The following is a 26,192-nucleotide window of genomic DNA, read 5'->3' on the forward strand; positions in this document are numbered from 1 at the left end:
GGCAACCGCTAGGTTCCCTGTCGTGGAGGACGCGGTGTTCCGGGCCCTGGCCGACCCCAGCCGTCGCCACGTGCTCGACGTCCTGCACGAGCGGGACGGCCGCACCCTGTCCGACCTGGTGTCCGGGCTGGAGATGTCGCGGCAGGCGGTCGCGAAGCACGTGGCCGTGCTGGAGGAGGCAGGCCTGGTCGTGGTCCGCCGACGGGGCCGCGAGAAGCACCACCACCTGAACCCGGCACCGCTGGCCGAGCTCGCCGACCGCTGGCTCCACAAGTTCGACCGGGCGCGCGTCGACGCGCTCACCGACCTCAAGCGCGCACTGGAGGACGACGTGACCGAGGCGTTCGTGTACGTGACCTACATCCGCACCACACCCGACCGGCTCTGGCAGGCCCTGACCGACCCGAGCTTCGTCCGGCGCTACTTCGACGGCGGCGGCCCCGAGTCGGACTGGCAGGTCGGCTCCCCGGTGCGCTGGAGCATGACCGGCGAGCCGCACCAGGACTGGGACCAGCACGTCCTCGAGTCCGACCCGCCACGTCGTCTCGCGTACACCTGGCACAACTACCGGCCCGAGATGCAGCGGTTCTTCGACTGGTCCGACGAGCAGCTGGCGCAGCTGCAGCAGGAGCCGATCTCGCGGGTCGCGTTCGAGATCGAGCCGGTCTCCGACGACGCCGTCAGGCTGACCGTCACCCACGACGGCTTCGTCCCCGGCAGCGAGATGCTGCGCGGCGTCTCGGGCGGGTGGCCGGAGATCCTGTCGAACCTGAAGTCGCTGCTCGAGACCGGCGAGATCGCGATGGCCTGACACGCTGGACCCGTGCAGATCAGCCGCGCCCGGTCCGCCGACACCGCCGACGTCGACCTGCTGCTCGTCCCCGTCGGAGCGACCGAGCAGCACGGTCCGCACCTGCCGCTGGGCACCGACACCGCGGTCGCCCTCGCCGTCGCGACGAGGCTCGGGCTCCCGACGACGGCGCCGATCGCCTTCGGTGCGTCCGGGGAGCACGAGGGCTTCCCGGGCACGATCTCGATCGGCACGGAGACGCTCGCCGCGGTGCTCGTCGAGACCGGTCGGTCGGCGTGCCGGTGGGCCCGTCGGCTGTGCTTCGTCAACGGTCACGGCGGCAACGTCCCCGCGCTCGTCACGGCGACGACGTTGCTGCGCTACGAGGGCCGGGACGTCGCGTGGCACTCCTGCGGGGTCCCGGGCGCCGACGCGCACGCGGGGCGGCACGAGACGTCGGTGATGCTCGCACTGACGCCCGACGACGTCGCGCTCGACCGCGCCGAGGCCGGCAACACCGCGCCGCTGCGGGAGCTCATGCCGCGGATCAGCGCCGGGTCGATCCGCGACGTCAGCCCGAACGGCGTGCTCGGCGACCCGACCGGTGCGTCGGCGGGGGAGGGCGCGGAGACGGTCGCGGTGATGGCCGCGGCCCTGCGCGACGCGCTCGCCGACTGGCGGGTCTCCGAGCACGGCCGCCTCAGCTGAGCGCGAGGCAGTGCGCCGTCCTTCTCGCCGCCGTGATCAACGGCCCCCTGGCGGTCCGGAAAAGGTGCCGCGAGCCCGCCAGGGGACTGTTGATCACCGGGTCGGGTGAAGGTCGGGCGGCGGTTGAGCGCAGGGGCGAGGGCGGACGCCGGGCGGTCTACTCGTAGAAGTACGGGCCCCGGGTCTTGACGGTGCCCATCCCGGCCTTCCCGGTGACGACGATCGTCGGTCGCCCCGGGGCGGCGGGGGCGCGGTGGCGGTTCTTCACGCTGCCCCAGCCGGAGGAGACGCCGTCGGTGTCCACCGACCAGTCGTCGGGAACGATCAGCACGAGCGACCCCATGCTCCCGTGCACCTCGATGTGGACCCGCTCGTGCGGGCAGATCGCCTCGCGGAAGTCGAGCTTGACGTCGGAGGCCGACGGGACGGCGACGATGTGGGGCGGGACCTCCCACACCCCCACCCGCTTCTCGGTGGTCATGTTCGCGGACAACGTCAACGGCGGCGCGGTCGGCCCGGTCGGCGCGACCGCGGGAACCGCGACCGTGGACGTCCACGGCAGCCGCACCCCGGGCAGGTCCTCGACGACGGCCTCCAGCTCGCCGTAGGTGCGCGCCGCGTAGACCGTGGCGAGCCGCTCGTCGACCTCGGTGAGGTCGAGTCGCCCCTCGCCGTGCGCGTCGTGCAGCACGCGCGCGACCGCTTCCCGGTCGGAGTCGCCCGCCCGCAGGTCCCGGTGCTCCGGCTCGGCCATGGCCGCAGCCTAGCCGGAATGTCCGGTTCGACGCTCGCTCCGCGGGTCCGGCCTACACTCCGGTCCCGCCATGAGCTCCCCGCGCCTGCCGGACGGCTGGACCGTCCGGCCCGACCCCCGCACCTGGCGCGTCGACGGCGGCGCCACCTGGATCGGCGGGTCGCCGCCGCGGGTGCTGCGGCTCTCCGCAGCGGCGCGTTCGCGGTTGGGCGGCCCCGAGCTCGTCGTCACCGACGCCACGTCCGCGGCCCTGGCCCGTCTGCTCTCCGACGCCGGGGTCGCCCACCCGGTCGGCGGCGACGGTCCGGCGCCGGACGACGTCACCGTCGTCGTCCCCGTGAAGGACCGCACGGCGGAGCTCGACCGGCTCCTCACGGCCGTCCGGGCGACCGCACCCGCCGTCGGGATCGTGGTGGTCGACGACGGCTCGGACGACCCTGCGGCGACCTCCGGCGTGGCCGACCGGCACGGCGCGACCGTCGTCCGGCATGCCTCCTCCCGCGGCCCGTCGGCCGGCCGCAACACCGGCGCGCGGGCCTGCACGACGCCGGTGATCGCGTTCCTCGACTCCGACGTCGTCCCGGAGCCGGGCTGGCTGGAAACGCTGTTGGGGCACCTCGGCGACCCGGCCGTCGGCGTGGTCGCCCCGCGCATCGTGGCCTTCTCCGACGGCGGCGACGAGAACGCCGTGACCCGCTACGAGCGCCGGCGGTCCTCGCTCGACCTCGGCGCGCGCCCGGCGCCGGTGACCGCCCGCTCGCGGGTGGCCTACGTGCCGAGCGCGGCGCTCGTGGTGCGCCGCGAGGCGTTCGGCGAGGGGTTCCGCGAGGACATGCCGGTCGCCGAGGACGTCGACCTCGTCTGGCGCATCGCCGCCGCGGGCTGGCGGCTGCGCTACGAGCCCGCCGCCCGCGTCGCCCACGAGCACCGCGCCCGGGTCGGCGCGTGGCTCGCGCGCAAGGCGTTCTACGGCACGGGCGCGGCGCCCCTGGCCCGGCAGCACCCGCGCCGCGTCCCGCCGGTCGCGCTCGCCCCGTGGACCGCGGCGACCGTCGCGCTGCTCGGCGTCCAACGGCGGTGGTCGTTCGCGACGGCGGGGGTGGTCACGGTGGTCGCGACCGCTCGCCTGGCACGTGGCCTACGCAAGCCGGGGGAGCCGTGGTTGCGGGTGCACCTCCGGTGCACGCAAAGCGTCACTGCCGGCACTGGACGCCAGGAACGCCACACCGTCGGCCGGGATGCTGAGGCCGCGCGAGAATGCGGGGAATCTGGCACTGGGTGCAAGCAGCGACGCATTGCTTGCACCGGGCCGGGGGTGCGGGTCACCGGGCCGGTGCCGCTGGCCGTCGTGCTCGCCCCGTGGGGCCTCGGCGGCGCCCTGTGGCAGGCGGCCGGGGCGCTCACCCGGCACTGGTGGCCCGCCGCGGCCGCCGGCGCGCTGGTCAGCCGACGGGTCCGGCGGGCGATGCTGCTGGCCGCGGTCGCCGAGGGCCTGGCCGACTGGGTCCGGTTCCGTGACCGCGGTGCCGGCCCGGTCGACGCGCTCGCCCACGTCGCCGCCCACCGCGCCGACGACCTCGCCTACGGCGCCGGCCTCTGGTGGGGTGCCTGGCGCCACCGCACCGTCGAGCCGCTGCGGCCCGACCTCTCCGGGAAGGGCCCCGATGCCTGAGCCGCACGTCCTGTCGGTCGCCGTCGGGCGGGCCGTCGAGATCGCGGGCCCGCGGGGCCGCACCACGCTGACGGCGAGCGCCAAGGCGCCCGTCGAGGGGCCGGTCGAGGTGCACCGCGAGCACCTCGAGGGCGACGAGCAGGCCGACCTCGAGAACCACGGCGGCCCCGACAAGGCCGTCTACGCCTACGCCGCGGAGGACGTCGCGTGGTGGCGCGACGAGCTCGGGCGGGACGTCCCCACGCAGACCTTCGGCCAGAACCTCACGACGACGGGCCTCGACCTGCGCTCCGTCGTCGTCGGGGAACGGTGGCGGATCGGCACGGCGGAGTTCGAGGCCGCCCAGCCCCGCATCCCGTGCTTCAAGCTCGGCCTGCACTCCGGCGACCCGACGGTGCCGCGCCGCTTCGTCGCCGCGGTCCGGCCCGGGGCGTACCTCCGGGTCACGACGACGGGCCGGGTCACGGCCGGGGACCGGGTCGAGGTGCTCGGCCGGCCGGACCACGGGGTGACGCTCGACGACGTGTTCACGATCTACCACCACGAACGCCACCGTGCGGCGACGCTGCTCGACGTCCCCCAGCTCGCGCCGATGTACCACCGGTGGGCCCGCGAGCGGAGCTGACCGCGCACTGCGGAGCACGGCGGTGCCCCGACGACGACCCGCGCGAACAGCCGAGCGACCCGGACCCGGCGGCGTCGGAGGGGCCGGACGGGCGTGTGAGGTCGCCGTCACCGGGGCCTGTCCGATCGGGTAGGTCGGCACGCTGCCCGGACCGCCCGATTTACCCCGTCCCGCTTCGAGGTCCGCGCCGCGCGGGGCGATCGGTGTCCGCAGACGCGGTCACACGATCTCGACGAATCCGCATCCTCGGAAGGAACGCGGGCCTCGTCCGTGACCAGCGGAGGAGGTACCCGCGACGCGCCCCCGCCAGCCGTTGCGAGATGGCGATCACGGGGGTGTGATGTGGCCGCCACCACGCTGACGGGCGTGAGGGCATCGTCGCGGCCGGGCCCGGCCCGCCACCGCGACGGACTACCACCACTGACGACGTGCTCGCCTCTTGTGTCCCGTGCGAAAGCGGGCCTGGGCGTGTGAGGAGTGAATCCATGGCACGCATCCGGACCACCGTCGACGGCCTCGTCTACGAGGACGACGTCGAGCCCCGCATGCTGCTCGTGCAGTACCTGAGGGAACGACTGGGCAAGACCGGCACGGTGATCGGCTGCGACACCAGCAACTGCGGTGCCTGCACCGTGCACCTGGACGGCCTGTCGGTGAAGTCCTGCTCCGTGCTGGCCGTGCAGGCCAACGGCAGCGAGGTACTCACCGTCGAGGGCCTGGAGCGCGACGGTCAGCTCCACCCGGTCCAGCAGGCGTTCCACGACAACCACGCCCTGCAGTGCGGCTACTGCACGCCGGGCATGATCATGCAGTCGATCGACCTGCTCGGGGACAACCCGGACCCGTCGGAGCAGGAGGTCCGTGAGGGCATCGAGGGCAACCTCTGCCGCTGCACCGGCTACCAGAACATCGTCCGAGCGGTCCAGGACGCGGCGCAGAAGATGAAGCCGGGCGCCTCGCAGACCGCCTCGGTCGGGGGCGGTGCCTGATGACCACGGTCGAGAACAACGCCCCCGCCCAGGAGATCGGGCGGGACCGGCGCCGCAAGGAGGACCGTCGGCTCATCACCGGGCGCACCCGGTGGACCGACAACCAGGCGATCACCGGCCTGCTGCACCTCTCCATCGTGCGCAGCCCGTTCGCCCACGCGGAGATCGGCAGCATCGACACCACCGCCGCCAAGCAGGTCCCGGGGGTCGTCGCGGTCTACACCGCGTCCGACATCGGCGCCGACGCGGTGCAGCTGCCCTGCGCGTGGCCGATCACCAAGGACATGAAGTCCCCGCAGCGTCCCGCCCTGGCGGGCAGCCGCGTGAACTTCGCCGGTGAGGGCGTCGCCGTCGTCGTGGCCCGCACCGCGGCCGCCGCGAAGGACGCCGCCGAGCTGGTCGAGGTCGACTACACCGAGCTCGAGCCGGTGCTGGACATGGAGGAGGCCCTCAAGGAGGGCGCCACTCTCGTCCACCCGGAGCTCGGCACGAACGAGAACGCCCAGTGGGTGTTCGACTCGGGCGAGGCCGGCTCGGGCGGGTCCGCCGCCGAGGCGATCGCCGCCGCGGAGAAGGCCGACGACCAGGTCGTCATCACGCGCCGCTTCCGCCAGCAGCGCCTCGTGCCGGTCTTCATGGAGCCGCGCTCCACCGTGGTCGACCCGACCGGCGAGCAGCTGGTCATGTGGTCCTCCACCCAGGTGCCGCACATCCTCAAGACGATGCTGGCGCTGACGCTCGGCCTGCCCGAGCACAAGGTCCGCGTCATCGCCCCCGACGTGGGCGGCGGCTTCGGCGGCAAGATCGCCGTGGCGCCGGAGGAGGTCGTCACGCTGCTGGTGGCCCAGAAGCTGGGCAAGCCGGTGAAGTGGACCGAGACCCGCTCGGAGTCGCTGCTCACCGCGCACCACGGCCGTGACCAGATCCAGGACCTGACCGTCGCCGTCACCAAGGACGGCATCATCAAGGGCCTGGACGTCAAGCTCCTCGCGGACATGGGCGCCTACCTCGGCCTCGTCGGCCCGGGTGTGCCGATCCTCGGCGCGTTCATGTTCAACGCGATCTACAAGATCCCGGCCTACCGGTTCGACTGCACCAACGTCTTCACCACGAAGACGCTGACCGACGCCTACCGCGGCGCCGGGCGCCCCGAGGCGACCTTCGGCATCGAGCGGATGATGGACGAGGTCGCGGTCGAGCTCGGCATGGAGCCGATGGAGCTGCGCAAGAAGAACTGGATCAAGCACGAGGAGTTCCCGTTCACCACGGTCAGCACGCTGACCTACGACACGGGCAACTACGAGGCCGCGACCGACCAGGCCATGTCGATGTTCGACTACGACGGTCTGCGCCGTGAGCAGGAGGAGCGCCGCCGCCGCGGCGACGTCAAGCAGCTCGGCATCGGCATCTCGACCTTCACCGAGATGTGCGGCCTCGCCCCGTCCCGCGTGCTCGGCTCGCTGGACTACGGCGCCGGCGGCTGGGAGACCGCGTCCATCCGGATGCTGCCCACCGGCAAGGCCGAGGTCGTCGTCGGCGTCAGCCCGCACGGGCAGGGCCACGAGACCGCGTTCTCGCAGATCATCGCGGACAAGCTGGGCATCCCGTTCGAGGACGTCGAGATCCTCCACGGCGACACCCAGTCCTCCTACCGCGGGCTCGACACCTACGGGTCGCGCTCGCTCGCGGTCGGCGGCATCGCGATGGTCAAGGCGGCCGAGAAGGTCGTCGAGAAGGCCAAGCCGATCGCCGCGCACATGCTCGAGGCGTCCCAGGACGACATCGAGTTCACCGCCGGCAAGTTCAGCGTCAAGGGCACCGACAAGGGCGTGGGCATCCAGGACGTGGCGCTCGCCGTGTTCGCCGCCCACGACTACCCGGAGGGCATCGAGCCCGACATCGACGCCCACGCGACGTTCGACCCGGAGAACTTCTCCTACCCGCACGGCACCCACCTGTGCGCGGTCGAGGTCGACACCGAGACGGGCTTCGTGCAGCTGCACAAGTACGTCTGCGTGGACGACGTCGGCACGGTGATCAACCCGCTGATCGTCGAGGGCCAGATCCACGGCGGGCTCGCGCAGGGCATCGCGCAGGCACTGTTCGAGGACGCCCCGTACGACGAGTCCGGGACGCTGCTCTCGGGCACGCTGGTCGACTACACGCTGCCCTCGGCGGCCGACCTGATCAACTTCGACACCGCGAACACCTCGACGCCGTCGACGACCAACCCGCTCGGCGTCAAGGGCGTGGGCGAGGCGGGCACCATCGCCTCCACCCCCGCCGTGGTGAACGCGGTCCTGGACGCCGTGCGGCAGTACGGCGTCAAGGACATCGACATGCCGACCACGCCGTTCCGCGTGTGGACGGCGATCAACTCCGCCAAGGGCACCGGCACGCAGGCCGACGAGGCGAACGTCGCCTCGCCCGGCGCCGGCCTCGGCAGCATGGCCAAGAGTGACTCGGTGAAGAACCAGGGAGGCGCGCTGTGATCCCCGCATCGTTCGACTACGTGCGGCCGACGTCGGTCGCCGAGGCCGTCCAGGCCCTCGCCGACGGCGGGGACGACGCCAAGATCCTGGCCGGCGGCCAGAGCTTCATCCCCGTCCTGCGCCTGCGCATGGGTGACCCCTCGCTCGTCGTCGACCTCGGCGGCATCGCCGAGCTGCGCGGCGTCCGCGAGGAGGGCGACAAGATCGTCGTCGGTGCCATGACGACCCACCACGACGTCACCCGCGACGACCTGCTGAACCAGCACGTGAAGCTGATCAGCGAGGCGACGAAGACGGTGGCGGACTTCCAGGTCCGCCACCGCGGGACGCTCGGCGGCGCTCTGGCGCACGCCGACCCGGCCGGTGACCTCGCGGCGCCCGCGCTCGCGCTGGACGCCGAGTTCGTCATCGCCGGGGCGAACGGTGAGCGCACCGTGGCCGCGTCGGACTTCTTCGAGGACTACTTCACCACGGCCATCGGCCCGCAGGAGATCCTCACCGCGATCCGCTTCCCGAAGTACACGGGCTGGGGCGCGCGGTACGAGAAGTTCAACCGCGTCGCGCAGGCCTGGTCGATCGTCGCGGTCGCCGCGACGGTCAAGGTCGAGGGCGGCACGATCACCGACGCGCGCATCGGCCTGACCAACATGGCAGGTGTGCCCGTCCGGGCGCGGGGTGTGGAGTCGGCCCTCGTGGGGCAGACGATGAGCGAGGAGACGGTCCGCGCCGCCGCGCAGTCCGCCGCCGAGGGCACCAGCCCCACGTCGGACGCCGACGCCGGGTCGGACTACCGCGAGCACCTCGCGAAGGTCCTCACCGGGCGCGCGGTGCTCGCCGCGGCCGGCTGACGCCAGCGGCACAACGCCCTACCGTGAGGCCCGTCCCCGCCCGGGGCGGGCCTCACGTGCGTCCGACCACTCGCCAGGAGGCGTAGATGCAGCTCGAGAACTCCTTTACCGTGCCCGTCGCGATCGACACGGTGTACGACGCCATGAACGACCCCGAGAAGATCACGCCCTGCTTCCCGGGTGCCACGCTCACCTCCGCCGACGGCGACGACTTCACGGGCACCGTGAAGGTCAAGCTCGGCCCGATCTCGATGACCTACAAGGGCAAGGGCACCTTCGTCGAGCGGGACAAGACCGCGCACAAGATCGTCGTCGACGCGCAGGGGCGCGACTCGCGCGGCAACGGCACCGCGTCGGCCAAGGCCACCCTGACGATGACCGAGGACGGACCCGGCTCCACCAAGGTCACCGTGCTCACCGAGATGCAGGTGACCGGCAAGCCGGCGCAGTTCGGCCGCGGCGTGATGTCGGACGTCGGGGACAAGATCCTCGGCCAGTTCGCCTCGTGCCTCGCCGACGAGTTCGCCGACGCGCCCGCGCCGGAGGCCGCCCCGGCCTCCGCCTCCAGCAACGGGGTGGCGGCGCCGGTGTCCTCGGGTGCCGAGCCCGTGTCGGCCGCGGCCACCCCGGTCTCGCAGCCGGCCAGCCCGACCCCGGTCGCCGCCGGCTCCGGTGCGCCGGAGGCCGCTCCCATGGCGTCCACGGTCGCCGAGGCCCGCAAGTCCGACGACGCCGCCGCGAAGCCCGGCGCCAACCCGCAGTCCGGCGGGGGCCCCCGCCCGGTCCAGTCGGCGCCGAAGCCCAAGCGCCAGCAGGCCGAGGCGATCGACCTGCTCGACGCCTCGTCCGACGCGATCACCAAGCGTCTCGTCCCGGTCGCGGCCGGCGTCGGCGTCCTGGCGATCATCCTGCTGATCATCCGGCTCGCGCGCCGCTGATCCCCGTCCGACCGAAGGGCACTCCCGGACACCGGGGGTGCCCTTCGGTCGTCCCGGCCCGACAATGTCGACCATGACCGAGGGACCGCTCGCGGGGCTGCGGGTGCTGGAGATGGGCACGATCATCGCGGGACCGTTCGCGGCCCGGATCCTCGGTGACTACGGCGCCGACGTCATCAAGATCGAGCCCCCCGGCCGTCCCGACCCGCTGCGCGACTGGGGGCAGGGCGCCTACCGCGGCCAGCACTTCATGTGGACCGTCATCGGCCGCAACAAGCGCTGTATCACCCTCGACCCCCGCTCGGGCCGCGGCCGCGAGCTGTTCCTCGACCTCGTGCAGCGCACCGACGTCATCGTCGAGAACTTCCGGCCGGGCACGCTGGAGCGCTGGGAGCTGGGCTACGACGTGCTCAGCGAGGCCAACCCGGGGCTGATCCTGGGCCGGGTCTCGGGCTACGGCCAGACCGGCCCGTACGCCTCGAAGCCGGGCTACGCGTCGGTGGCCGAGGCGGTCAGCGGGATGCGCAGCATCAACGGCTTCCCCGGCGAGGCGCCGCCCCGCATGGCGGTGTCCCTGGGGGACTCGTTGGCCGGGATGGTCGCCGTGCAGGGGGTGCTCGCGGCGCTGTACTCCCGCTCGGTCACCGGGCGGGGACAGGTCGTCGACATCGCGATCACCGAGGCCTGCCTGTCGGTGCTGGAGTCGTCGATCCCCGAGTACGACAAGCTCGGCGCCGTACGCCGCCCGGGCGGCACGAAGCTCGACGGCATCGCACCGTCGAACATCTACCGGTCGGCCGACGGGCTCTGGATGGTCGTCGCGGCCAACCAGGACACGGTGTTCAGGCGGCTCTGCGCGGCCATGGGCCGCCCGGAGCTCGCGACCGACGAGCGCTTCGTCGACCACCTCGCCCGCGGCCGCCACCAGGACGAGATCGACGGCATCGTCGCCGACTGGGTCGCCGCGCGGTCGGCCGACGAGGTGCGGACGACCCTCGACGCCGCGGGGGTGATCGTCGGGCCGGTCAACACGATCGCCGAGGTGGTCACCGACGAGCAGTTCCTCGCCCGCGACATGATCGTCGCCCACCACGACGAACGCCTCGACGAGGACGTCCTCGGCCCCGGCGTGGTGCCGACGTTCGCCGGTACGCCCGCCTCGGTGCGTCGCGCCGGCCCTGCGCTCGGCGCCGACAACCAGGAGGTCTACCGCGAGCTCGGACTCTCCGACGACGAGATCGCGGAGCTCGCGACGGCGGGGACGATCTGATGATGCGCGTCGGCCACGCCCAGCGGATCGGCGACGGCGCCCTCACCGGCACCACGGTCGTCCTGCCCGGCCCCGAGGGCGCGGTGGCGGGCGTCGACGTGCGCGGCGGTGGGCCCGGCACCCGCGAGACCGACGCGCTCGACCCCCGCACGCTCGTCGACCGCGTGCACGCCGTGGTCCTCTCCGGCGGATCCGCCTACGGGCTCGCGGCCGCGACCGGCGTGATGGACGCGCTGGGCGAGCAGGGCGTCGGGTTCCGGGTGGGAGGCCCCGACGAGGTGGTCCCCATCGTCCCCGCCGCGGTCGTCTTCGACCTCGGTCGCGGCGGCGACTTCCGTGCCCGTCCGGACGCCGCCCTCGGCGCCGAGGCGCTGGCCGCGGCCGCCGACACCTGGGACGACGGGGTCGTCGGCGCGGGCACCGGCACGCTCGTCGGCGGGCTCAAGGGCGGGGTCGGCACGGCGACGGAGGCGACCGACGCCGGGCAGGTGACGGCGCTCGTCGTCGTGAACGCAGCCGGGTCCGCCGTCGACCCGCGGACCGGCGAGCTGTGGGCGGCGCGGCACCTCACCGCCGCCGACCGCACCCCGCCACCCCTTCCCGACGATCGCTCGGGTCTGCTCGAGCGGCTGGCCGCGGCCGCCGCGCCGCCCACGCTGAACACCACGATCGGCGTCGTGTGGACCGACGCGACGCTGACCGTCGCCCAGTGCTCGAAGCTCGCCGCCGTCGGTCACGACGGGCTCGCCCGCGCGATCCGTCCCGTGCACGGGATGACCGACGGCGACACGCTCTTCGGGCTGGCCACCACCACCCGGGGAGCGCCCGACCTCGCCGGGCTGCAGACCCTTCTCACGGCGGGGGCGGACGTCGTGACCCGCGCGGTCGGCAACGCCGTGCTCGCGGCGGGGTCGACGGGCGGGTTCCGCTCCTACCGTGAGGTCGTGGGCTGATGCGGCTGCGCGTGGCCACCTGGAACCTGTGGTGGCGCTTCGGGGACGCGGACGGCCGGCGGGCGGCGGTGCTCGAGACGCTGCGCGCGCTGGACGCCGACGTGATCGGCCTGCAGGAGGTCTGGTGCCGCGGTGCCGCGGACCTGGCGAGCGAGCTCGCCGCCGAGCTCGGGATGCACGTGGTGTTCGGGCCGTCCCCGGACGCGTCGTCGTGGACCGTGCGGAGCCCGGCCGACGTCGACTGCGGGATCGGGAACGCCGTCCTCGCCCGCTGGCCGGTGCACCGGCTGCACCTGGAGGGGCTGTGCGGCAGCGGGCGGGTGCTGCTCGGCACCACGGTCGACACCCCGGTCGGGTCGTGGCACGTGCAGTCCGCGCACCTGACGTCCTCCGCGAGCGGGTCGGCGGTGCGCTGCGAGCAGGTACGGGTGATCGCGCGCCACGTGGTCGCCGCCCCGCCGACGGACCTGCCGCCGCTGGTCCTCGGCGACTTCAACGCCGAGGCCGCCTCCGACGAGATGCGGCTGATCGAGGGCCACCTCACCGCGCCCGCCGAGCCGGGTCTGGTGCTCGTCAACACCCGGCGGTGGGCGGCGGACCCCGACGAGCCGACGTGGTCCCCGCGGAACCCCTACGTCGCACCCAGCGGCTCCCCGCCGTCGCGCATCGACCACGTGCTCGTCGGGGCCGGGCGGGGGACCGTCCGGCTGCGGGTGGGCGACGTGGCGGTGTTCGGCGACGGTCCGGCCTCCGACGGGGTGTGGCCGTCCGACCACCACGGCGTGGTGGTGGACCTCGAGGTGGCTGCGCCTCGTGAGTAGTTCTGACGGGTATGACCGTCACAAGTACTCACGGGCGCGCAGCGCACCTCACCCGTGGCGCCGCGTCGCCGACGGCCCGGCGCTGATCCTCCCGGACGGGTGCCTGGACGTGATCGTCCGTCCCGACGGCGAGGCGGTCGTCGCGGGACCGGACGCGGTCGCGCGCGAGCACGACTCCGCCGGCCTCTACCGCGGCGTGCGCTTCTCCCACGGCGTCGGGCCGCTCGTGCTCGGCGTGCCCGCCGACGAGCTGGTGGGGCGCACGGTGCCGCTCGTCGACGTCGTCGGGCGGGTCTCCGACGTCGGGTCCTGGTTGCGGTCGCGCCTGCGGGACCTTCCCGACGACGGCCCCTGGGCACCGGCCGTCTTCGACGCCGCCGCGCGGGGTGTCCCGGTGGCCACGATCGCGGACCGGCTCGGGTGGTCCGCCCGCACGCTGCACCGCCGGAGCCGGGCGCGCTTCGGCTACGGGCCGCAGCACCTGCACCGGGTCCTGCGGCTCCAGCGCGCCCTCACGCGTCGTCGGGAAGGCAGTGCCTGGGCCGCCGTGGCGGCGGAGGTGGGGTACGTCGACCAGCAGCACCTGGCCCGCGAGGCGCGGGCGCTGACCGGGAGGTGTCCTTCGGACCTGTGAGTACTCATCCGTGTCAGGACACGGAGAAGTACTCACGGGGCGGAGCCACCTGCGGCGAAGAGGTCCACCCCGACGCCGTCCGGGTCGAGCACGGAGGCGTAGCGCTGGCCCCAGAACGCGTCGAACGGCGCCAGGTGGCCCCGGTACCCGGCATCGGTGAGCCGCGCGTAGGCCGCGTCGACCTCGGCGGGGGAGTCGCACTCCAGTGCCAGCCCGACCCGGCCGGCCCCCACGGCCGGCGTGAACGACGGGTCGAACGACGCCACGGTCTCCTCGGTGTCGAGCAGGAGACGCAGGGCGCCGAAGGAGATCTCGACGTGCGGGGCGGGCTCGTCGGGAACCTCGAGGCCCAGCGAGCGGTAGAAGGCGAGCGAGGCGGCCATGTCGGAGACGACGAGGCCGACGGCGGACGGTCGGGGCTGCATGGCGTGGGAGGCTAGGCCGGTGACGGCGTCGGGGTCGTGGATCCATCGGACACACGCCCTCGGGTTCACCGCCCCGCTGTGCCCGGACAACCTCTACGGCCACCTCGTGGCGACCGCCGTGCCGGGCGTCGAGGAGTGGTTCGACGGGGCCTACCGGCGCACGCTGCGGCTGCCCGGCGGACCCGCCGTCGTGAGCCTGCCGCCGCCGGCCGGCGGGGTGGTCGAGGCCGGGATCCGGTGCGTTCCCGACGACGAGGCCGAGGCGGTCCGGCTGGCCCGGCGCCTGCTCGACCTCGACGCCGACCCGGCCGCGGTCGACGGGCACCTGCGCGCCGACCCGGTGCTCGCCCCGCTCGTCGACGCCGCCCCCGGGCGGCGCGTCCCCGGCAGCCCCGACCCCGACGAGTTCGCCGTGCGCGCCGTGCTCGGACAGCAGGTCTCCACCGCGGCGGCCCGGACGCACGCCTCCCGCCTCGTGCGCGACCACGGCACGCCGCTGCCCGCCGGACTGGCCCCGGACGGCTCGTCGCTCACCCACCTCTTCCCGACCCCGCACCAGCTCACCGCCCTCACCGACGACGAACTCGGGATGCCGGCCAGCCGGAAGCGGACCCTGCACGGGCTCGTCGCCGCCCTGGCCGAGGGGAGCGTCGACCTCCGCGGCCCGGACGCGCGCGCCCAGCTCGGGGCGTTGCGCGGGATCGGGCCGTGGACGGTCGACTCCGTCGCGATGCGCGCCCTCGGCGACCCGGACGCCTTCCTGCCCTCCGACCTGGGCATCCGCGTGGCCGCGCGCGAGCTCGGACTGCCCGAACGCGACCGCGACCTCGTCGCCCACGCCGAGGCCTGGCGGCCCTACCGCGCCTACGCGACGCAGTACCTGTGGGCCGCCCTCGACCACGCCGTCAACACGATGCCGGCCTAGCTCCTACTGCGGCGCGAGGTGCCGGCGCAGAGCCTTCTTGTCCACCTTCCCGGCGTCGGTCAGCGGCATCTCGTCGACGAACTCGACGTCCTCCGGGGCGTACATCGGGCCCTGCTTCTCGACGACGAGACCGGTCAGCTCGTCGGGGTCGGGGTGCGTCCCGGGCTCGACGACGACGGCCGCGTGCACCGACTCCGACCCGTCGTCGTCCGGGGCACCGAACACCGCGGCCTCGCGGACGTCGGCGTGCTCGACGAGGACGTGCTCCACCTCCGGCGTGTGCACGTGCCCGCCGACCACGACGACGACGTCCCCGAGCCGGTCGACGACGTGCAGGTAGCCGCGGTCGTCGACGTAGCCGACGTCGCCGGTGTGCATCCAGCCGTCGGCGTCGCGGGTCGCGGCGGTCAGCTCGGGCTGCTTCCAGTAGCCGTCGAACTCCATGCCGGTGCGCACCCAGAGCTCGCCCGGCCCGCCGTCGTCGGAGCGGACCTGCAGCTCGGTGGTCGGCAGCACCCGCCCGACGGTGCCGAGCAGGGACTCGTCGTCGTGCTCCTCGCGGGTGAGCACGCTGATCCCGCCGGCCTCGGTCTGGCCGTAGAACTGCACGAACACCCGCCCGATCCGGCGCACGGCCTCCGCGGTCCGCGCCGGGACCGCCGGCGCGCCGCCGTAGATGACGGTGCGCAGGCTGGAGAGGTCGGTGCGGTCGAGGTCGGGGTGGTCGAGCAGCCGGTGCAGCAGCGGCGGGAGCAGCCACAGGTCGGTGATCCGCTCGCGCTCGATCGTCGCGAGCACCTCGGCCGGGTCGAACCCGTCGAGCAGCACGACGGCGCCGCCGACGGAGAGCGTCCGGTCGGCGATCCCGCCCGCCGCGTGCGCGATCGTCGTGCAGACGAGCTGGCGGACGGCCTCGGGCTCGGTGCCCGGCTCGTCGGCGGTCGACGGGCGCCAGGAGTGCTCGAGCATCCGCAGGTGGTGCCCGAAGGTGTAGGTGATGCCCTTCGGGTGGCCGGTGGTGCCGCCGGTGTGCCGGATCTGCTCGACGTCGTCGGGGCGGGCCCGGCACGCGACCGGTGCGGCGTCGACGCCGGCGGTCAGGGCGTCGTCGAGCGCGATGCGGGTGACCGGGCCGCAGTGCGCCAGCACCGCGTCGGCGTCGGCCTCGTGGCCGGGCACGACGAGGACGGCGGCCGCGTCGACGTCGTCGACGATGCGGCCCCGCGCCTCGGCGGACAGGCCCGCGTACGGCTGGGTGATGCCGGCGCCGAGCAGGTTCACCGCGTAGCGCGCGACGATGCCGGCCGGCTCGTTGCCCGCGAGGAGCACGACGATCGCGCCCGGTCCGAGGCCCCGCCCGTCGAGGGCCCGCGCGGTGCGGAAGACCTCGTCGCGCAGCTCGCCGTGGGAGATCCGCCGGGCGTGGTGGATCAGGGCGGGGGCGTCCGCGTGCTCCGCGAACGCGTCCAGTCGGGCCTCGACGTCGGCGCAGGGCGCCATGACTCCTCCTCGAGTCGATCGTTGCATCAGGCAACGAGTACCCGGGGGGCGGCGGCCGGGACCGGGAGTGTGAGCCGCCGATCAGAAGAGCATGGCGTCGGCCGCCTCGAGGTCGAGCAGGGCCCGCTTCGTCCCCAGCCCGCCCGCGTACCCGGTCAGCGACCCGTCGGCGCCCACCACCCGGTGGCAGGGCACCACGATGGCCACCGGGTTGCGGGCCATCGCGCCGCCGACCCGGCGGGAGTCCGACACCGGGAGCCCGACCTGCGTCGCGAGGGCGCCGTAGGTGATCGTGGAACCCCACGCCACGTGTCGCAGCCCGTCCAGGATCCGACGGTCGTGCGCGCCGGACACGTCCACCGGCACCGTGAACTCGCGCAGGTCCCCGTCGAGGTAGGCGTCGAGCTCGCGGCGTGCGAGGTCGAGATGCTTCCCGACGACCGGCCCGGGCTCGGCCGGGGCGCTGAACCCCACGAGCGTCAGCCCGTCCGTCGAGGCCTCCAGGTAGAGCGGGCCGATCCGGGTCTCGTGCACGACGGTCATACTCGGGAGAACACCGCGGGCGTTCAGCTCGTTGCGGGGGCGGGCAGGCGCGGGACCGCCTCCCGCGCGAGTTGGACGGCGATGCCGCACGCGCGGTCCCGGCTCTCGTACGGCATCTCGACGACGAGCCGGACGACCTCCCACTGCGTCGGACCGGGCCCGTAGTAGCTGGTGACGGTCCACGGCGTGAGCACCTCGCACGCGGTGCCGAACTGGCCCGGGTAGGTCGTCACCTGACTCGCGAGGCCCGACCGGAGCAGCGGCCGCTGCTCGGGCGCCGCCGGCTCGGGCGGGAGGTCGTCCATGGCCACGAAGTCGAGCCAGGCGACGGGCTGTCCGAGGGTCGGGGTCCCGACGAAGCAGTGCCGGTCGGCGAAGCCGACGTAGCGCGGCGGGTTCGTCAGCCCGAGCAGCGCGGCCGGGTCTCCGAGGGCGGCGCACGCGTCGGCGCGCTCGAGCAGCGAGTCCGGCCGACGGGTGGGCCCGTGGGCGATCCCGGTCTCGGCCAGCCGGACGAGCCCGAACCGCATCGCCCGCTCCGCGACCTGGCAGTCCGCGACCGGGGGCGGCCCGCCCTCGGCGCCGATCCTGGCCTGCTCGGAGATGGTCCGGCCGGAGAACAGCACCAGCGTGCCGTCCACGAGTCGCACGACGCGACGGCAGACGTCGTACGTCGGCTGCGGACGCAGGATGGTGGCCGTCCCGGCGGACTCCGGCGGCTCGGCCGAGGTGATGGTCATCGACCGCTCGTGGGCGAACGCCACCTCGGCGGTCTGCGGTCGGTAGGGCTCGGCCTGGCCCGTGAGCCGGCACGACCCGACGACGTCGCCCACCGCCGGGTACGGCAGCGGTGGGATCGTGCCGGTGAACAGCGCCGGGTCGAGCAGGGCGCAGGCGTCCGCCGTCCGGGGGTCGCCGGTCATGGTCACGGGGCCCAGTTCAGGGACCGGTGGCGGCTCCGAACTTCCGGAGCACGCTGTGCCGAACAGGACGACGAGGGCGAGCAGGATGACGGGGACGGAGCGGCGCATCCGCTAGGAGTAGCAGAGCGTGATCACCGCCCGCGACCTCGTCGCCTGTTCGGCCTAGCGGCTCAGCCTCCGGCGAACGGCGGGAGCACGTCGAGGACGGCGCCGTCGGCGAGGACCTCGTCCCGCGAGTGCACGGCGGTGCCGTCGAGCAGGAAGGACGAGGCGGCGAGCACCTTGACCAGTGCCTCGCCGTGGTCGGACGCGACCGCCTCGACGAGGGCGGCGATCGTGGTGCCGGCGGGCACGGTCATCGGCTCCGAGCCGCGGCCGGCCGCGGCCTTGGCGCCGGCGAAGTACCGGACCGTGACGGTGACGGTGCGGGTGTCGACCGAGCTGGTCATCATCCTCCGATCGCGCTCATGGGACGGTCGGGCTGCAGGAACCCGGGGTCGTCGATGCCGTGGCCGGGCTTCTTGCCCCACATCGCGACGCGCCACGCGGCGGCGATCTCGGCGTCGGTGCCGCCGCCGCGCAGGAGGCCGCGCAGGTCGTTCTCGCTGCGCGCGAAGAGGCAGGTGCGCACCTGGCCGTCCGCGGTGAGGCGGGTGCGGTCGCAGGTGCCGCAGAACGGGCGGGTGACCGACGCGATCACGCCGACCCGGGCCGGGCCGCCGCCAGGGCGCTCCCAGCCGTCGACGAGGAACCGCTCCGCCGGGGCCCCGCCGCGCTCGGTGGGGTCGGGACGCAGGGCGAACCGCGTCTGCAGCGAGGCGAGGATCTGCTCGGCGGTGATCATGCGGTCGCGCTGCCAGGAGTGGCCGGCGTCGAGCGGCATCTGCTCGATGATGCGCAGCTCGAAGCCCTCGGCGAGGGCCCATGCCAACAGGTCCGGGGCCTCGTCGTCGTTCAGGCCCGGCATGAGCACGGTATTGATCTTGATGGGTCCGAGGCTGGCGTCGCGGGCGGCCGCGAGGCCGTCGAGGACGTCACCGAGGCGGTCGCGCCGGGTGATCTCGGCGAACCGCTCCGGGCGCAGGGTGTCCAGCGAGACGTTGACCCGGTCGAGCCCCGCGTCGGCGAGGCGCTGGGCCCGCTTCGTCAGGCCGAGGCCGTTGGTGGTGACCGACATGTCCGGCTTCGGCGTGAGGGCCGCCGTGGCAGCGACGATGTCCTCGAGCCCGCGACGCAGCAACGGCTCGCCGCCGGTGAAGCGGATCTCCTGCACGCCGAGGTGCTCGACCGCGACGCGCACCAGCCGGACGACCTCGTCGTCGGTCAGGGCCTCCTCGGTCGGCATCCACTCCAGGCCCTCGGCGGGCATGCAGTAGGTGCACCGGAGATTGCACCGGTCGGTGAGCGAGACGCGGAGGTCGGTCGCGACCCGGCCGTAGCGGTCGACGAGCCGGTCGTCGGAGGGACGGTCCGCAGCGGTGTCCGACGCCCCGGGGACGGAGGGGACGCCGAGGTCGAGGATGGTCATCGGTTTCCACCCTAACCACGATCGAGGGCCTGCGTGAGCAGCATCTCTGCAGGTCGCGGGCGGTGAGCCGCAGATGCGGGACACGCCGGAACGTGATCACGCACCTGCGGCTCGAACTCCCCGGAACCGTACGATCGGAGGGGAGGGACCGTGACCTCAGCCCGTCGTGATGTCGCCGTTGGTCAGCGTGCCCGTGACGGTCCGCCCGCCGAGCTGCACGGTGACCTGGTCCCGGCCGCCGGCCCGGTCGACCACGGTGAGGGTGAACGACACCGTCTGTCCGCGGCTGTTGATCGCGGTCCCGGTCACGGTGCTCCCGGTGGCGGTGAGGGTGCCGCCGCCCCTGACCGTCACCGCGGCCGCGGCCGGCGGGGCCGCGGTGCGACCACTCCCACCACTGACCTCACCACTGCATCTGCCCCGACCGGGTGAACCGCGGCGGACACCAGGTGGGCTGCCGCGGCGACGACCCAGGGAGAGCACCCAGGTCCGGCCGAGTGGTCGCCGCGGACCGGTCGGCGACGACCCGGACACGCGTGCGTCCGACCCGTCCCCCACCCGGGTGACACGCCGAGTCGACGCGACGTCCCCGGCCGACCGAACGGCGATCACTAGCGTCGGGCCGTGACCACGACCGCGATCCGGACGCCTCCGGCGGGGCCGGCGCGGCGTCGACGGGGGCGGCGCGGGCGCACGGCGATCGCGGTCCTCCTGCTGCTGGCGATCGTCATCGTGATCGGTGGCCTCACCCTCACCGCCGACGCTCCGTCGCGTCCCGAGACCGCGCCCGTCGTGCGCGGCAGCGTCGTGGTGCAGGCCCACGCCGAGGGCAGCGTGGTCAGTCGCGTCGCGACCGCGGCGGCGTTCCCGGTCGACGGGGTCATCGCAGGCGTGGACGTGACGGTCGGAGCGGCCGTGCGGACCGGCGACGTCCTCGCGACCCTCGACGACACCGCGGTCCGTCCCCGCGTGGCCGCCGCGGAGGCCGCGCTCACCGCCGACCAGCGGGCCCGGGACGCCGCGGCCCGGGCGCCGGTGCCCGACCCGGTCACCCTCGCCCGGCTGGACGCCGCGATCTCCGCCGACCGCGCCACGCTCGCGGAGGCCCAGCGGGTACTCGACGGCGGCGTGCTGCGCGCCGCGCAGGACGGCACGGTCACGGTCGTGCGGGCACAGGTCGGTGACCGGGTCACGTCTGCCTCGCCGCCCGCCGTCGAGATCGCGGACCTCACCGGCCTCGTCGTGCGGGTGGGGGTGGAACCGGCGCAGGTCGCGGACGTGGTCGTCGGGCGGACGGCCTTCGTGACGACGGGTGGGCCCCGGCTGCGCGGTCAGGTCGTGGACGTGGCGCCGGTGCCGGGACCGGACGGCCGCTACGCCGTCGCGATCAGCGCCCCGCTCCCGGACACCGCCCGGATCGGCGTCCCGGCGGAGGCGTCGATCGTGCTGGCGCGCCGGGAGGGGGTACTCGTCGTGCCGCCCCGGGCGTTGCGTCCGGCGCCGACGCCGGGGACCGCGACCGTGCAGGTGGTGCGCGGTCAGGGCACGGCGGGTTCCGTCGTCCGCACCGTCGAGGTGGGGCTCGTCGGCGACGACGCGGTCGAGGTGCTCGACGGGCTGGACGTGGGCGAGGAGGTCGTGGTCGACGGTGCCGGGGTCCCCGCCACCGAGGAGTAGGTCTCGCCCAGCCGGGCGACCGTGAGGTCGGCGGTCGCGGTTCCGGCGTTGCCGGTGTCCCGGTAGAGGCCGACCTTCCAGTAGCTCTGCGTGCCGGAGTAGAGGGTGCCGCCGGGCGGGCGGAACCCGGCGAGCCTCTGCTGCCCGTCGATCCAGACGTCGACGCGGCCCTTGGCCGGGTCCGAGGAGAAGACGATCCCGACGACGATGTCGACCGGCCGGCCGGTGACCGCGGGGGCGATGTCGGTGGCGAAGAGACGCGAGCCGCCAGGACGCCCGAAGCCGCCGCCGAGCCGGAACGTCCCGTCCTCGATGCGCAGCTCCAGCGGCGGCGACCCCGTGCCGTCGTTCTTCCACTGCGTCGCGAGCTGGAAGCCGCTCGGGTCGAGCGGGAACGACGGCGGGAGGGTGTAGGTCAGGCGGAAGAAGCGGGTCTCGCCCTCGCCGAACTCGTCGACGTCGGGCTCCACCTCCGCGCGCTGCGAGCCGCTGGGCACGGTGAACCGGATGGCCCTGGGCGGGCCGTCGACGACCTTCACCGTCGAGCTGCCGGTGATGTTGTACGGAGTGTCCTTGAACCCGCCGAGGCCCTTCGTGGCGATGGCGCCGTCCCAGATGAGGCCGGCCGCCGGGGACGGACTCGTCGTCGTGGCCGGCGTCGTCGGGGTGGTGGTCGCGCGCGGCGCCGCGAAGCCGGCCGGACGGGGCCGGTCGGTGGGGATGGCCGTCGGGGTGGTGGACGTCGACGGGGGTGCCGGCTCGGCGTTCTCGGCGCTCAGCCACACCGACCGGGCGGCGGGCACGGCCGACCCGTCGGAGGCGCCGCGCAGGAGCAGTCGGACCTGCACCTCGGAGGTCGGCGCGGCGAAGCGCGCGGGGGCGCGGTCGCGGACGGCGAGCCAGGGCCCCCACGCCCCGTCCGCGTCGAGCCCGCGGGTCTCGAGGTCGACGGCGGTGCCCGCCGGGCGGTCCGCGTCGACGGTGCCCGCGACGGCCTCCGCGGGCCGGAGCAGCCTGCGCGGCGCGACGACGAGGACGCCCTCGGACCGCGGCGTCGCGGGCCGGACCTCCCCGTCCGCGAGCACGACCCCCGTGTCGTCGCCGCCGTCCAGGGCGAGCTCGGCCGACCAGCTCTCGCCCGGCTGGTCCGGGACGACGATCACCGGGTCCGCGAGCGCGACCGTGGTCCCGGCCAGCAGGAGCGCCGCGACGGCGGCGCCGGTGGCGGCTGCGCGCCGACGAGCGAGCACCCTCGGTGGTCCCTCGGGCGTCCCGACCACCGCAGGTGCTCGATGATCACCGGTCGGACGTCGCCGGTCAGCACGCGGGGACATCGGGGACCTCCAGGGCGGCGGCGGGGACGTACTGATCGGTGCCGAGGCGCAGCCAGCGGGACGCGACCGGGACGACGGAGGCGCTGGGCGGGGTCGAGGTCGGCCTCGAGGTGGACGTGGTGGTCGGCGTGGTGGTCGCCGGGCGCGCCACAGCCTGCGTGGCGGGGGCCGAGGGGGCCGGAGTGGTGGTCGGCGTCGTCGGGACCGCCCCCGGGGCCACCGTGCACTCGACCGGGACGCGGGAGCGGGCGGCGACCACGCCGACGTCGGCGGCGTCGGGCGACGGCGCGGAGCGCACGGTCACCGGGTCGCCGCCCGGGGCGGTGCCGGCCGGGCCGGTGCCGGTCCAGAGGTAGGCGACGTCGACGTAGCCGTTGTCGGTCAGGCGGAGGTCGCGGCGGAAGGTGCCGTCCGCGAGGTCGATGCCGGCCGGGTTGGCGACCCGGCGGCCGAAGCCGTCACGGCCGCCGTCGTACCCGTCGTCGTGCGCGGCCTGGGCCTGGGGGACGCCGCGCGGGAGGTCGCCGAACGACTCGCGGTCGGTGCCCCAGTAGTCGTCCCGGACGTTCCACGGCCCGACGTCCCACACCGGGGCCCACGCGCAGCGGCCTCCGGCACAGATGCGCACCGTGTAGTCGCCGGTCCCGTCCGGGGCGAGTCCGCGGCGCGAGGGGAGGGCGACGAAGCGGTCGTCGTCGACGATGCGGTGCCCGTTGGCGGTCGTGTTGCCGACGAGGCCGATCCGGGTGGCGAACACGCGCGCGGTGAACGGCGGGGTCGCCACCGGGGCCGACATCCGGCGCGGGGCGAGTGTGCTGTCCGCGGTGAGCCAGAGCCGGCGCAGCGCCGGGGAGGCACCGTCGGGACCGGCGATCAGCGTGACGCGGATCTGCACCTGCAGCGTCGGCACCGGGAGCTGCGCCGGGCCCTGCGCGCCGGTGGGGATCCACTCCGACCAGGACCCGTCGTCGCGGATGCTGCGCACGGCGACGAGGACCTGCGAGCCGCCGGGGGTGTCGGTGGTCGGGGCGGCCGACACGCGGTCGGCGACGGCACCGAGGCGGCGCGGGGCGAGCAGCAGGGTGCCCTCGGCGGGGGCGGGACCCGTCGTCGTGCTGCGCGGGGCGGTGTCGCGCAGCCGGACGGCGCCGTCGTCGGCGACGACGTCGACGTCGTCGCCGCCGTCGACCGCGAGTTCCGCGCCCCAGGTCTCGGCCGACGGGACGGCCAGCGCGCCCGGCACGGTGGGGACGGCGAGCAGCAGGCACATCCCGGCCAGGACCGTCGCGAACCGTCGCATGCCGATCATGCAAGTCGCGTCGGCCCGTTGCGTGCAATCCGTAGCGGTGTGGCGCACGTGGGTGATGGCTGGTCGGGTGAATTACACGGGTGTCATGATGATCGCCGAGACATCGGGGCCGCGTGCGTGTCACCCGGGAGAGGTGTCCGGTCCACGATCGTGTGAAGGGGTCGCGCGATGCCGAGCACCTGCGTGGTGCACGACGACCGGGAGCAGACGCGGCGGCGCCTCGAGCTGCTGCTCACCGCCGCCGTCGGGATCGACGGGGTCGTGGTCGCCCGCGACCCGGCCGACCTCCTGACCCGCGTGGCCTCGGGCGGCGCCGACGTCGTCGTACTCGGGGTGGCCCGCGCCGGGACGGTGGCGCCCGTCCTCGCCGACGTCCGGTCCGCGGCGCCGGAGGTGCCGGTGCTCGTCGCGGGCCCGTCGGACGACCCGACCGCCGTCGCCGAGGCGCTGGCCGGGGGAGCGGTGGCCTACCTGCGCTGGGACGCCCCGCGCGCGATGACCCGCACGGTGGCCGCCGTCGTCGACGCGTGGTCGGGTGAGGACCTGCTCACCCCGGCGGGCGACGGGGTGGTCGTCGACCTGCCCGTGCAGCGGGGACTGGACCTCTCGGTGCGTGAGGTCCAGGTGCTCATCGGGGTCAGCCGGGGGCTGACCAACGCCGACATCGGCCGGCGGCTCTACCTGTCCGCGGCCACCGTGAAGTCCCACGCGGCGAGGTTGTTCCGCAAGCTCGGCGCGACCGACCGCGCGGAGGCGGTCGGCCGCGCCTGGGCGCTCGGGGTGTTCAGGCGCGGTTCTTGATCTCCACGCGGGCGACGGAGCGCAGGTGCACCTCGTCCGGGCCGTCGGCCAGGCGCAGCGCCCGGGCCCACGCGTAGGCCGACGCGAGCGGGAAGTCGTCGGAGACCCCGCCGCCGCCGTGCACCTGGATCGCGCGGTCGATCACCCCGCACGCCATCCGCGGGCACACGACCTTGATCGCCGCGATCTCGCTCGCCGCGCCCCGGGAGCCCACCTTGTCGATGAGGTCCGCGGCCTTCTGCACGTAGAGCCGGGCCTGGTCGATCTCGATGCGGCTCTCGGCGATCTGCTGCTGCACCACGCCCTGGTCGGCCAGCGGCTTGCCGAAGGCGACGCGCTCGTTCGCGCGGCGCACCATCGCGTCCAGAGCGCGCTCGGCCATGCCGATCAGACGCATGCAGTGGTGGATCCGGCCGGGGCCCAGGCGCGCCTGGGAGATGGCGAACCCGCCGCCCTCCTCTCCGAGCAGGTTCGACGCGGGCACGCGGACGTCGTGGAACTCGATCTCGCAGTGGCCGTGCTGGTCCTGGTAGCCGAACACCGGCAGCGCCCGGGTGATGTGCACGCCCGGGGTGTCGCGGGGCACCAGGACCATCGACTGCTGACGGTGCTTCGGGGCCTCGGGGTCGGTCTTGCCCATGACGATGAAGATCGCGCAGCGGGAGTCCGCGGCGCCGGAGCACCACCACTTCTTGCCGTTGACGACGTACTCGTCGCCCTCACGGCGGATCTCGGTGGTGATGTTGGTGGCGTCCGAGGACGCGACGGCGGGCTCGGTCATCGCGAACGCCGAGCGGATCTCCCCGGCGAGCAGCGGCACGAGCCAGTCCTGCTTCTGCTCGGCGGTGCCGAACAGGTGCAGCGTCTCCATGTTGCCGGTGTCCGGGGCCTGGCAGTTGATCGCCTCGGGGGCGATCACCGGCGACCAGCCGGTCACCTCGGCGACGGCGGCGTACTCGAGGTTCGTCAGGCCCGACTCGGACGGCAGGAACAGGTTCCACAGGCCGCGGTCGCGGGCCTCGGCCTTGAGGGTCTCGACGACCGGCGGCAGCTCGTGCTCGGCGGGGGTGCCGCGGCGCTCCTCGCGGAAGGCGTCGTACTCGGCCTCGGCCGGGAGGATCGACTCCTCCAGGAAGGCGCGCATCCGCTTCGTGTAGTCGTCCGCTACGGCACTGGGGGCGAAGTCCACACCCGCGACTCTCCCACCGCCGGGGGCGGTTCGCGAGGGTGGTGCTCCGCCGCCCCGGCGACCGGTAACCGTGGATCACCGGAAATGCCGTCCGATCGGGTGGGCAGCTCCGTACCTACGGCCCTACACTGCCGCTCCGTGACGCACTTCCGGATCGCCGAGGCGGCGCGGCTGCTCGGGGTCAGCGACGACACCGTCCGCCGCTGGACCGACGGCGGCGCCCTGCCCGTCGAGGCCGACTCGAGCGGCCGCAAGGTCATCGCCGGGGCCGATCTCGCGGCGTTCGCGCGCGCCCAGGCCCACGCCACCCCGGACCCGTCCGGCGTCGGGCGCTCGGCGCGCAACCGGCTCGTCGGCCTGGTGACCGACATCCAGAGCGACAAGGTCATGTCGCAGGTGGAGATCCAGGCCGGCCCGCACCGCGTCGTGTCGCTCATGAGCACCGAGGCCGTCCACGAGCTGGCCCTCGAGGTGGGCTCGCTCGCGGTCGCCGTCGTCAAGGCCACCCACATCATCGTCGAGACCCCTGGAGGGACCGCGTGAG

At 74.4% G+C, this 26,192-nt stretch carries 26 protein-coding genes and 1 pseudogene; 16 read left to right on the plus strand and 11 right to left on the minus strand.

What is annotated here, in order from left to right; genetic code table 11:
- Positions 1-22: 22 nt before the first annotated feature.
- Together ACQPYX_RS04670 and mftE are read left to right on the plus strand one after the other, a co-directional pair.
- On the plus strand, positions 23-811 hold the full coding sequence (locus ACQPYX_RS04670) for an ArsR/SmtB family transcription factor (protein ID WP_433801752.1): 789 nt from the start codon (positions 23-25) through the stop codon (positions 809-811).
- Between the two features lie 12 nt (positions 812-823).
- A complete protein-coding gene (mftE, locus tag ACQPYX_RS04675) occupies positions 824-1,498 on the plus strand; it encodes a mycofactocin biosynthesis peptidyl-dipeptidase MftE (RefSeq protein WP_433801753.1) in 675 nt (224 codons plus the stop codon).
- 157 nt (positions 1,499-1,655) lie between these two features.
- Here mftE and ACQPYX_RS04680 read toward each other — a convergent pair whose 3' ends face one another.
- Positions 1,656-2,252, minus strand: coding sequence for a DUF1707 SHOCT-like domain-containing protein (locus ACQPYX_RS04680; RefSeq protein ID WP_433801754.1), 597 nt, complete (start codon positions 2,250-2,252; stop codon positions 1,656-1,658).
- Positions 2,253-2,322: 70 nt separating this feature from the next.
- On the opposite strand from ACQPYX_RS04680, the gene mftF reads away from it, so the two are divergent.
- The 10 genes from mftF to ACQPYX_RS04730 all read left to right on the plus strand — a co-directional run bounded on the left by mftF (position 2,323) and on the right by ACQPYX_RS04730 (position 13,494).
- Positions 2,323-3,924 (plus strand): mycofactocin biosynthesis glycosyltransferase MftF, encoded by a 1,602-nt coding sequence (gene mftF / locus ACQPYX_RS04685; protein WP_433801755.1) that lies wholly within the window; start codon positions 2,323-2,325, stop codon positions 3,922-3,924.
- Positions 3,917-4,549, plus strand: a complete 633-nt coding sequence (locus ACQPYX_RS04690) for an MOSC domain-containing protein (RefSeq protein ID WP_433801756.1) — start codon at positions 3,917-3,919, stop codon at positions 4,547-4,549. The genes mftF and ACQPYX_RS04690 overlap by 8 nt, the downstream gene beginning before the upstream one ends.
- Positions 4,550-5,034: 485 nt before the next feature.
- A complete protein-coding gene (locus ACQPYX_RS04695; protein WP_433801757.1) occupies positions 5,035-5,538 on the plus strand; it encodes a (2Fe-2S)-binding protein in 504 nt (167 codons plus the stop codon).
- Positions 5,538-8,030: a xanthine dehydrogenase family protein molybdopterin-binding subunit gene (locus ACQPYX_RS04700; RefSeq protein WP_433801758.1), complete on the plus strand. Its 2,493-nt coding sequence runs from the start codon at positions 5,538-5,540 to the stop codon at positions 8,028-8,030. The genes ACQPYX_RS04695 and ACQPYX_RS04700 overlap by 1 nt, the downstream gene beginning before the upstream one ends.
- On the plus strand, positions 8,027-8,878 hold the full coding sequence (locus tag ACQPYX_RS04705) for an FAD binding domain-containing protein (protein ID WP_433801759.1): 852 nt from the start codon (positions 8,027-8,029) through the stop codon (positions 8,876-8,878). The genes ACQPYX_RS04700 and ACQPYX_RS04705 overlap by 4 nt, the downstream gene beginning before the upstream one ends.
- A gap of 86 nt (positions 8,879-8,964) precedes the next feature.
- Positions 8,965-9,816, plus strand: a complete 852-nt coding sequence (locus ACQPYX_RS04710) for an SRPBCC domain-containing protein (RefSeq protein WP_433801760.1) — start codon at positions 8,965-8,967, stop codon at positions 9,814-9,816.
- A 73-nt stretch (positions 9,817-9,889) separates the two neighbouring features.
- Positions 9,890-11,086: a CaiB/BaiF CoA transferase family protein gene (locus ACQPYX_RS04715; protein ID WP_433801761.1), complete on the plus strand. Its 1,197-nt coding sequence runs from the start codon at positions 9,890-9,892 to the stop codon at positions 11,084-11,086.
- A complete protein-coding gene (locus tag ACQPYX_RS04720) occupies positions 11,086-12,039 on the plus strand; it encodes a P1 family peptidase (protein ID WP_433801762.1) in 954 nt (317 codons plus the stop codon). The genes ACQPYX_RS04715 and ACQPYX_RS04720 overlap by 1 nt, the downstream gene beginning before the upstream one ends.
- Entirely contained in the window at positions 12,039-12,860 is an 822-nt protein-coding gene (locus ACQPYX_RS04725) for an endonuclease/exonuclease/phosphatase family protein (protein WP_433801763.1), read from the plus strand. Before ACQPYX_RS04720 ends, ACQPYX_RS04725 begins: the two co-directional genes overlap by 1 nt.
- A gap of 109 nt (positions 12,861-12,969) precedes the next feature.
- Positions 12,970-13,494: a helix-turn-helix domain-containing protein gene (locus tag ACQPYX_RS04730; protein ID WP_433801764.1), complete on the plus strand. Its 525-nt coding sequence runs from the start codon at positions 12,970-12,972 to the stop codon at positions 13,492-13,494.
- Positions 13,495-13,526: 32 nt separating this feature from the next.
- Here ACQPYX_RS04730 and ACQPYX_RS04735 read toward each other — a convergent pair whose 3' ends face one another.
- The gene (locus ACQPYX_RS04735) at positions 13,527-13,919 is read right to left on the minus strand and encodes a VOC family protein (protein WP_433801765.1); all 393 of its coding nucleotides are present in this window, start codon (positions 13,917-13,919) and stop codon (positions 13,527-13,529) included.
- A 19-nt stretch (positions 13,920-13,938) separates the two neighbouring features.
- Here ACQPYX_RS04735 and ACQPYX_RS04740 point away from each other — a divergent pair, with 19 nt between their 5' ends.
- The gene (locus ACQPYX_RS04740; RefSeq protein ID WP_433801766.1) at positions 13,939-14,844 is read left to right on the plus strand and encodes a DNA-3-methyladenine glycosylase family protein; all 906 of its coding nucleotides are present in this window, start codon (positions 13,939-13,941) and stop codon (positions 14,842-14,844) included.
- Between the two features lie 3 nt (positions 14,845-14,847).
- Here ACQPYX_RS04740 and ACQPYX_RS04745 read toward each other — a convergent pair whose 3' ends face one another.
- From ACQPYX_RS04745 to ACQPYX_RS04770, 6 genes are all read right to left on the minus strand, one after another.
- On the minus strand, positions 14,848-16,344 hold the full coding sequence (locus ACQPYX_RS04745; protein ID WP_433801767.1) for an AMP-binding protein: 1,497 nt from the start codon (positions 16,342-16,344) through the stop codon (positions 14,848-14,850).
- An 81-nt stretch (positions 16,345-16,425) separates the two neighbouring features.
- Complete coding sequence (locus tag ACQPYX_RS04750; RefSeq protein WP_433801768.1) at positions 16,426-16,887, minus strand: methylated-DNA--[protein]-cysteine S-methyltransferase; 462 nt, start codon at positions 16,885-16,887, stop codon at positions 16,426-16,428.
- A 23-nt stretch (positions 16,888-16,910) separates the two neighbouring features.
- Positions 16,911-17,816: a hypothetical protein gene (locus ACQPYX_RS04755; protein ID WP_433801769.1), complete on the minus strand. Its 906-nt coding sequence runs from the start codon at positions 17,814-17,816 to the stop codon at positions 16,911-16,913.
- A 164-nt stretch (positions 17,817-17,980) separates the two neighbouring features.
- Positions 17,981-18,259, minus strand: coding sequence for a MoaD/ThiS family protein (locus ACQPYX_RS04760; RefSeq protein ID WP_433801770.1), 279 nt, complete (start codon positions 18,257-18,259; stop codon positions 17,981-17,983).
- Positions 18,259-19,338, minus strand: coding sequence for a GTP 3',8-cyclase MoaA (gene moaA / locus ACQPYX_RS04765; RefSeq protein ID WP_433801771.1), 1,080 nt, complete (start codon positions 19,336-19,338; stop codon positions 18,259-18,261). The genes ACQPYX_RS04760 and moaA overlap by 1 nt, the downstream gene beginning before the upstream one ends.
- Before the next feature lie 156 nt (positions 19,339-19,494).
- Positions 19,495-19,647, minus strand: coding sequence for a hypothetical protein (locus ACQPYX_RS04770; RefSeq protein WP_433801772.1), 153 nt, complete (start codon positions 19,645-19,647; stop codon positions 19,495-19,497).
- Positions 19,648-19,962: 315 nt separating this feature from the next.
- On the opposite strand from ACQPYX_RS04770, the gene ACQPYX_RS04775 reads away from it, so the two are divergent.
- Positions 19,963-21,015: an efflux RND transporter periplasmic adaptor subunit gene (locus tag ACQPYX_RS04775; RefSeq protein ID WP_433801773.1), complete on the plus strand. Its 1,053-nt coding sequence runs from the start codon at positions 19,963-19,965 to the stop codon at positions 21,013-21,015.
- Between the two features lie 47 nt (positions 21,016-21,062).
- On the opposite strand, the pseudogene ACQPYX_RS04780 reads toward ACQPYX_RS04775, so the two are convergent.
- Positions 21,063-22,349, minus strand: a pseudogene (locus tag ACQPYX_RS04780) (heparin lyase I family protein); the annotation flags it as partial.
- Positions 22,333-23,649: a hypothetical protein gene (locus ACQPYX_RS04785; RefSeq protein WP_433801774.1), complete on the minus strand. Its 1,317-nt coding sequence runs from the start codon at positions 23,647-23,649 to the stop codon at positions 22,333-22,335. The pseudogene ACQPYX_RS04780 and the gene ACQPYX_RS04785, both read right to left, overlap by 17 nt.
- 177 nt (positions 23,650-23,826) lie before the next feature.
- Here ACQPYX_RS04785 and ACQPYX_RS04790 point away from each other — a divergent pair, with 177 nt between their 5' ends.
- Entirely contained in the window at positions 23,827-24,459 is a 633-nt protein-coding gene (locus ACQPYX_RS04790) for a LuxR C-terminal-related transcriptional regulator (RefSeq protein WP_433801775.1), read from the plus strand.
- Here the strand turns inward: ACQPYX_RS04790 and ACQPYX_RS04795 are convergent.
- Complete coding sequence (locus ACQPYX_RS04795; protein ID WP_433801776.1) at positions 24,443-25,648, minus strand: acyl-CoA dehydrogenase family protein; 1,206 nt, start codon at positions 25,646-25,648, stop codon at positions 24,443-24,445. The genes ACQPYX_RS04790 and ACQPYX_RS04795 overlap by 17 nt on opposite strands.
- A 138-nt stretch (positions 25,649-25,786) precedes the next feature.
- Between ACQPYX_RS04795 and ACQPYX_RS04800 the strand changes: the two genes are divergently transcribed.
- Positions 25,787-26,191: a TOBE domain-containing protein gene (locus ACQPYX_RS04800; RefSeq protein WP_433801777.1), complete on the plus strand. Its 405-nt coding sequence runs from the start codon at positions 25,787-25,789 to the stop codon at positions 26,189-26,191.
- The last annotated feature ends 1 nt before the right edge of the window (position 26,192 follow it).

Origin of the sequence: Actinomycetospora sp. CA-084318, from assembly GCF_050955885.1 — a bacterium.
Taxonomy (GTDB): Bacteria; Actinomycetota; Actinomycetes; order Mycobacteriales; family Pseudonocardiaceae; genus Actinomycetospora.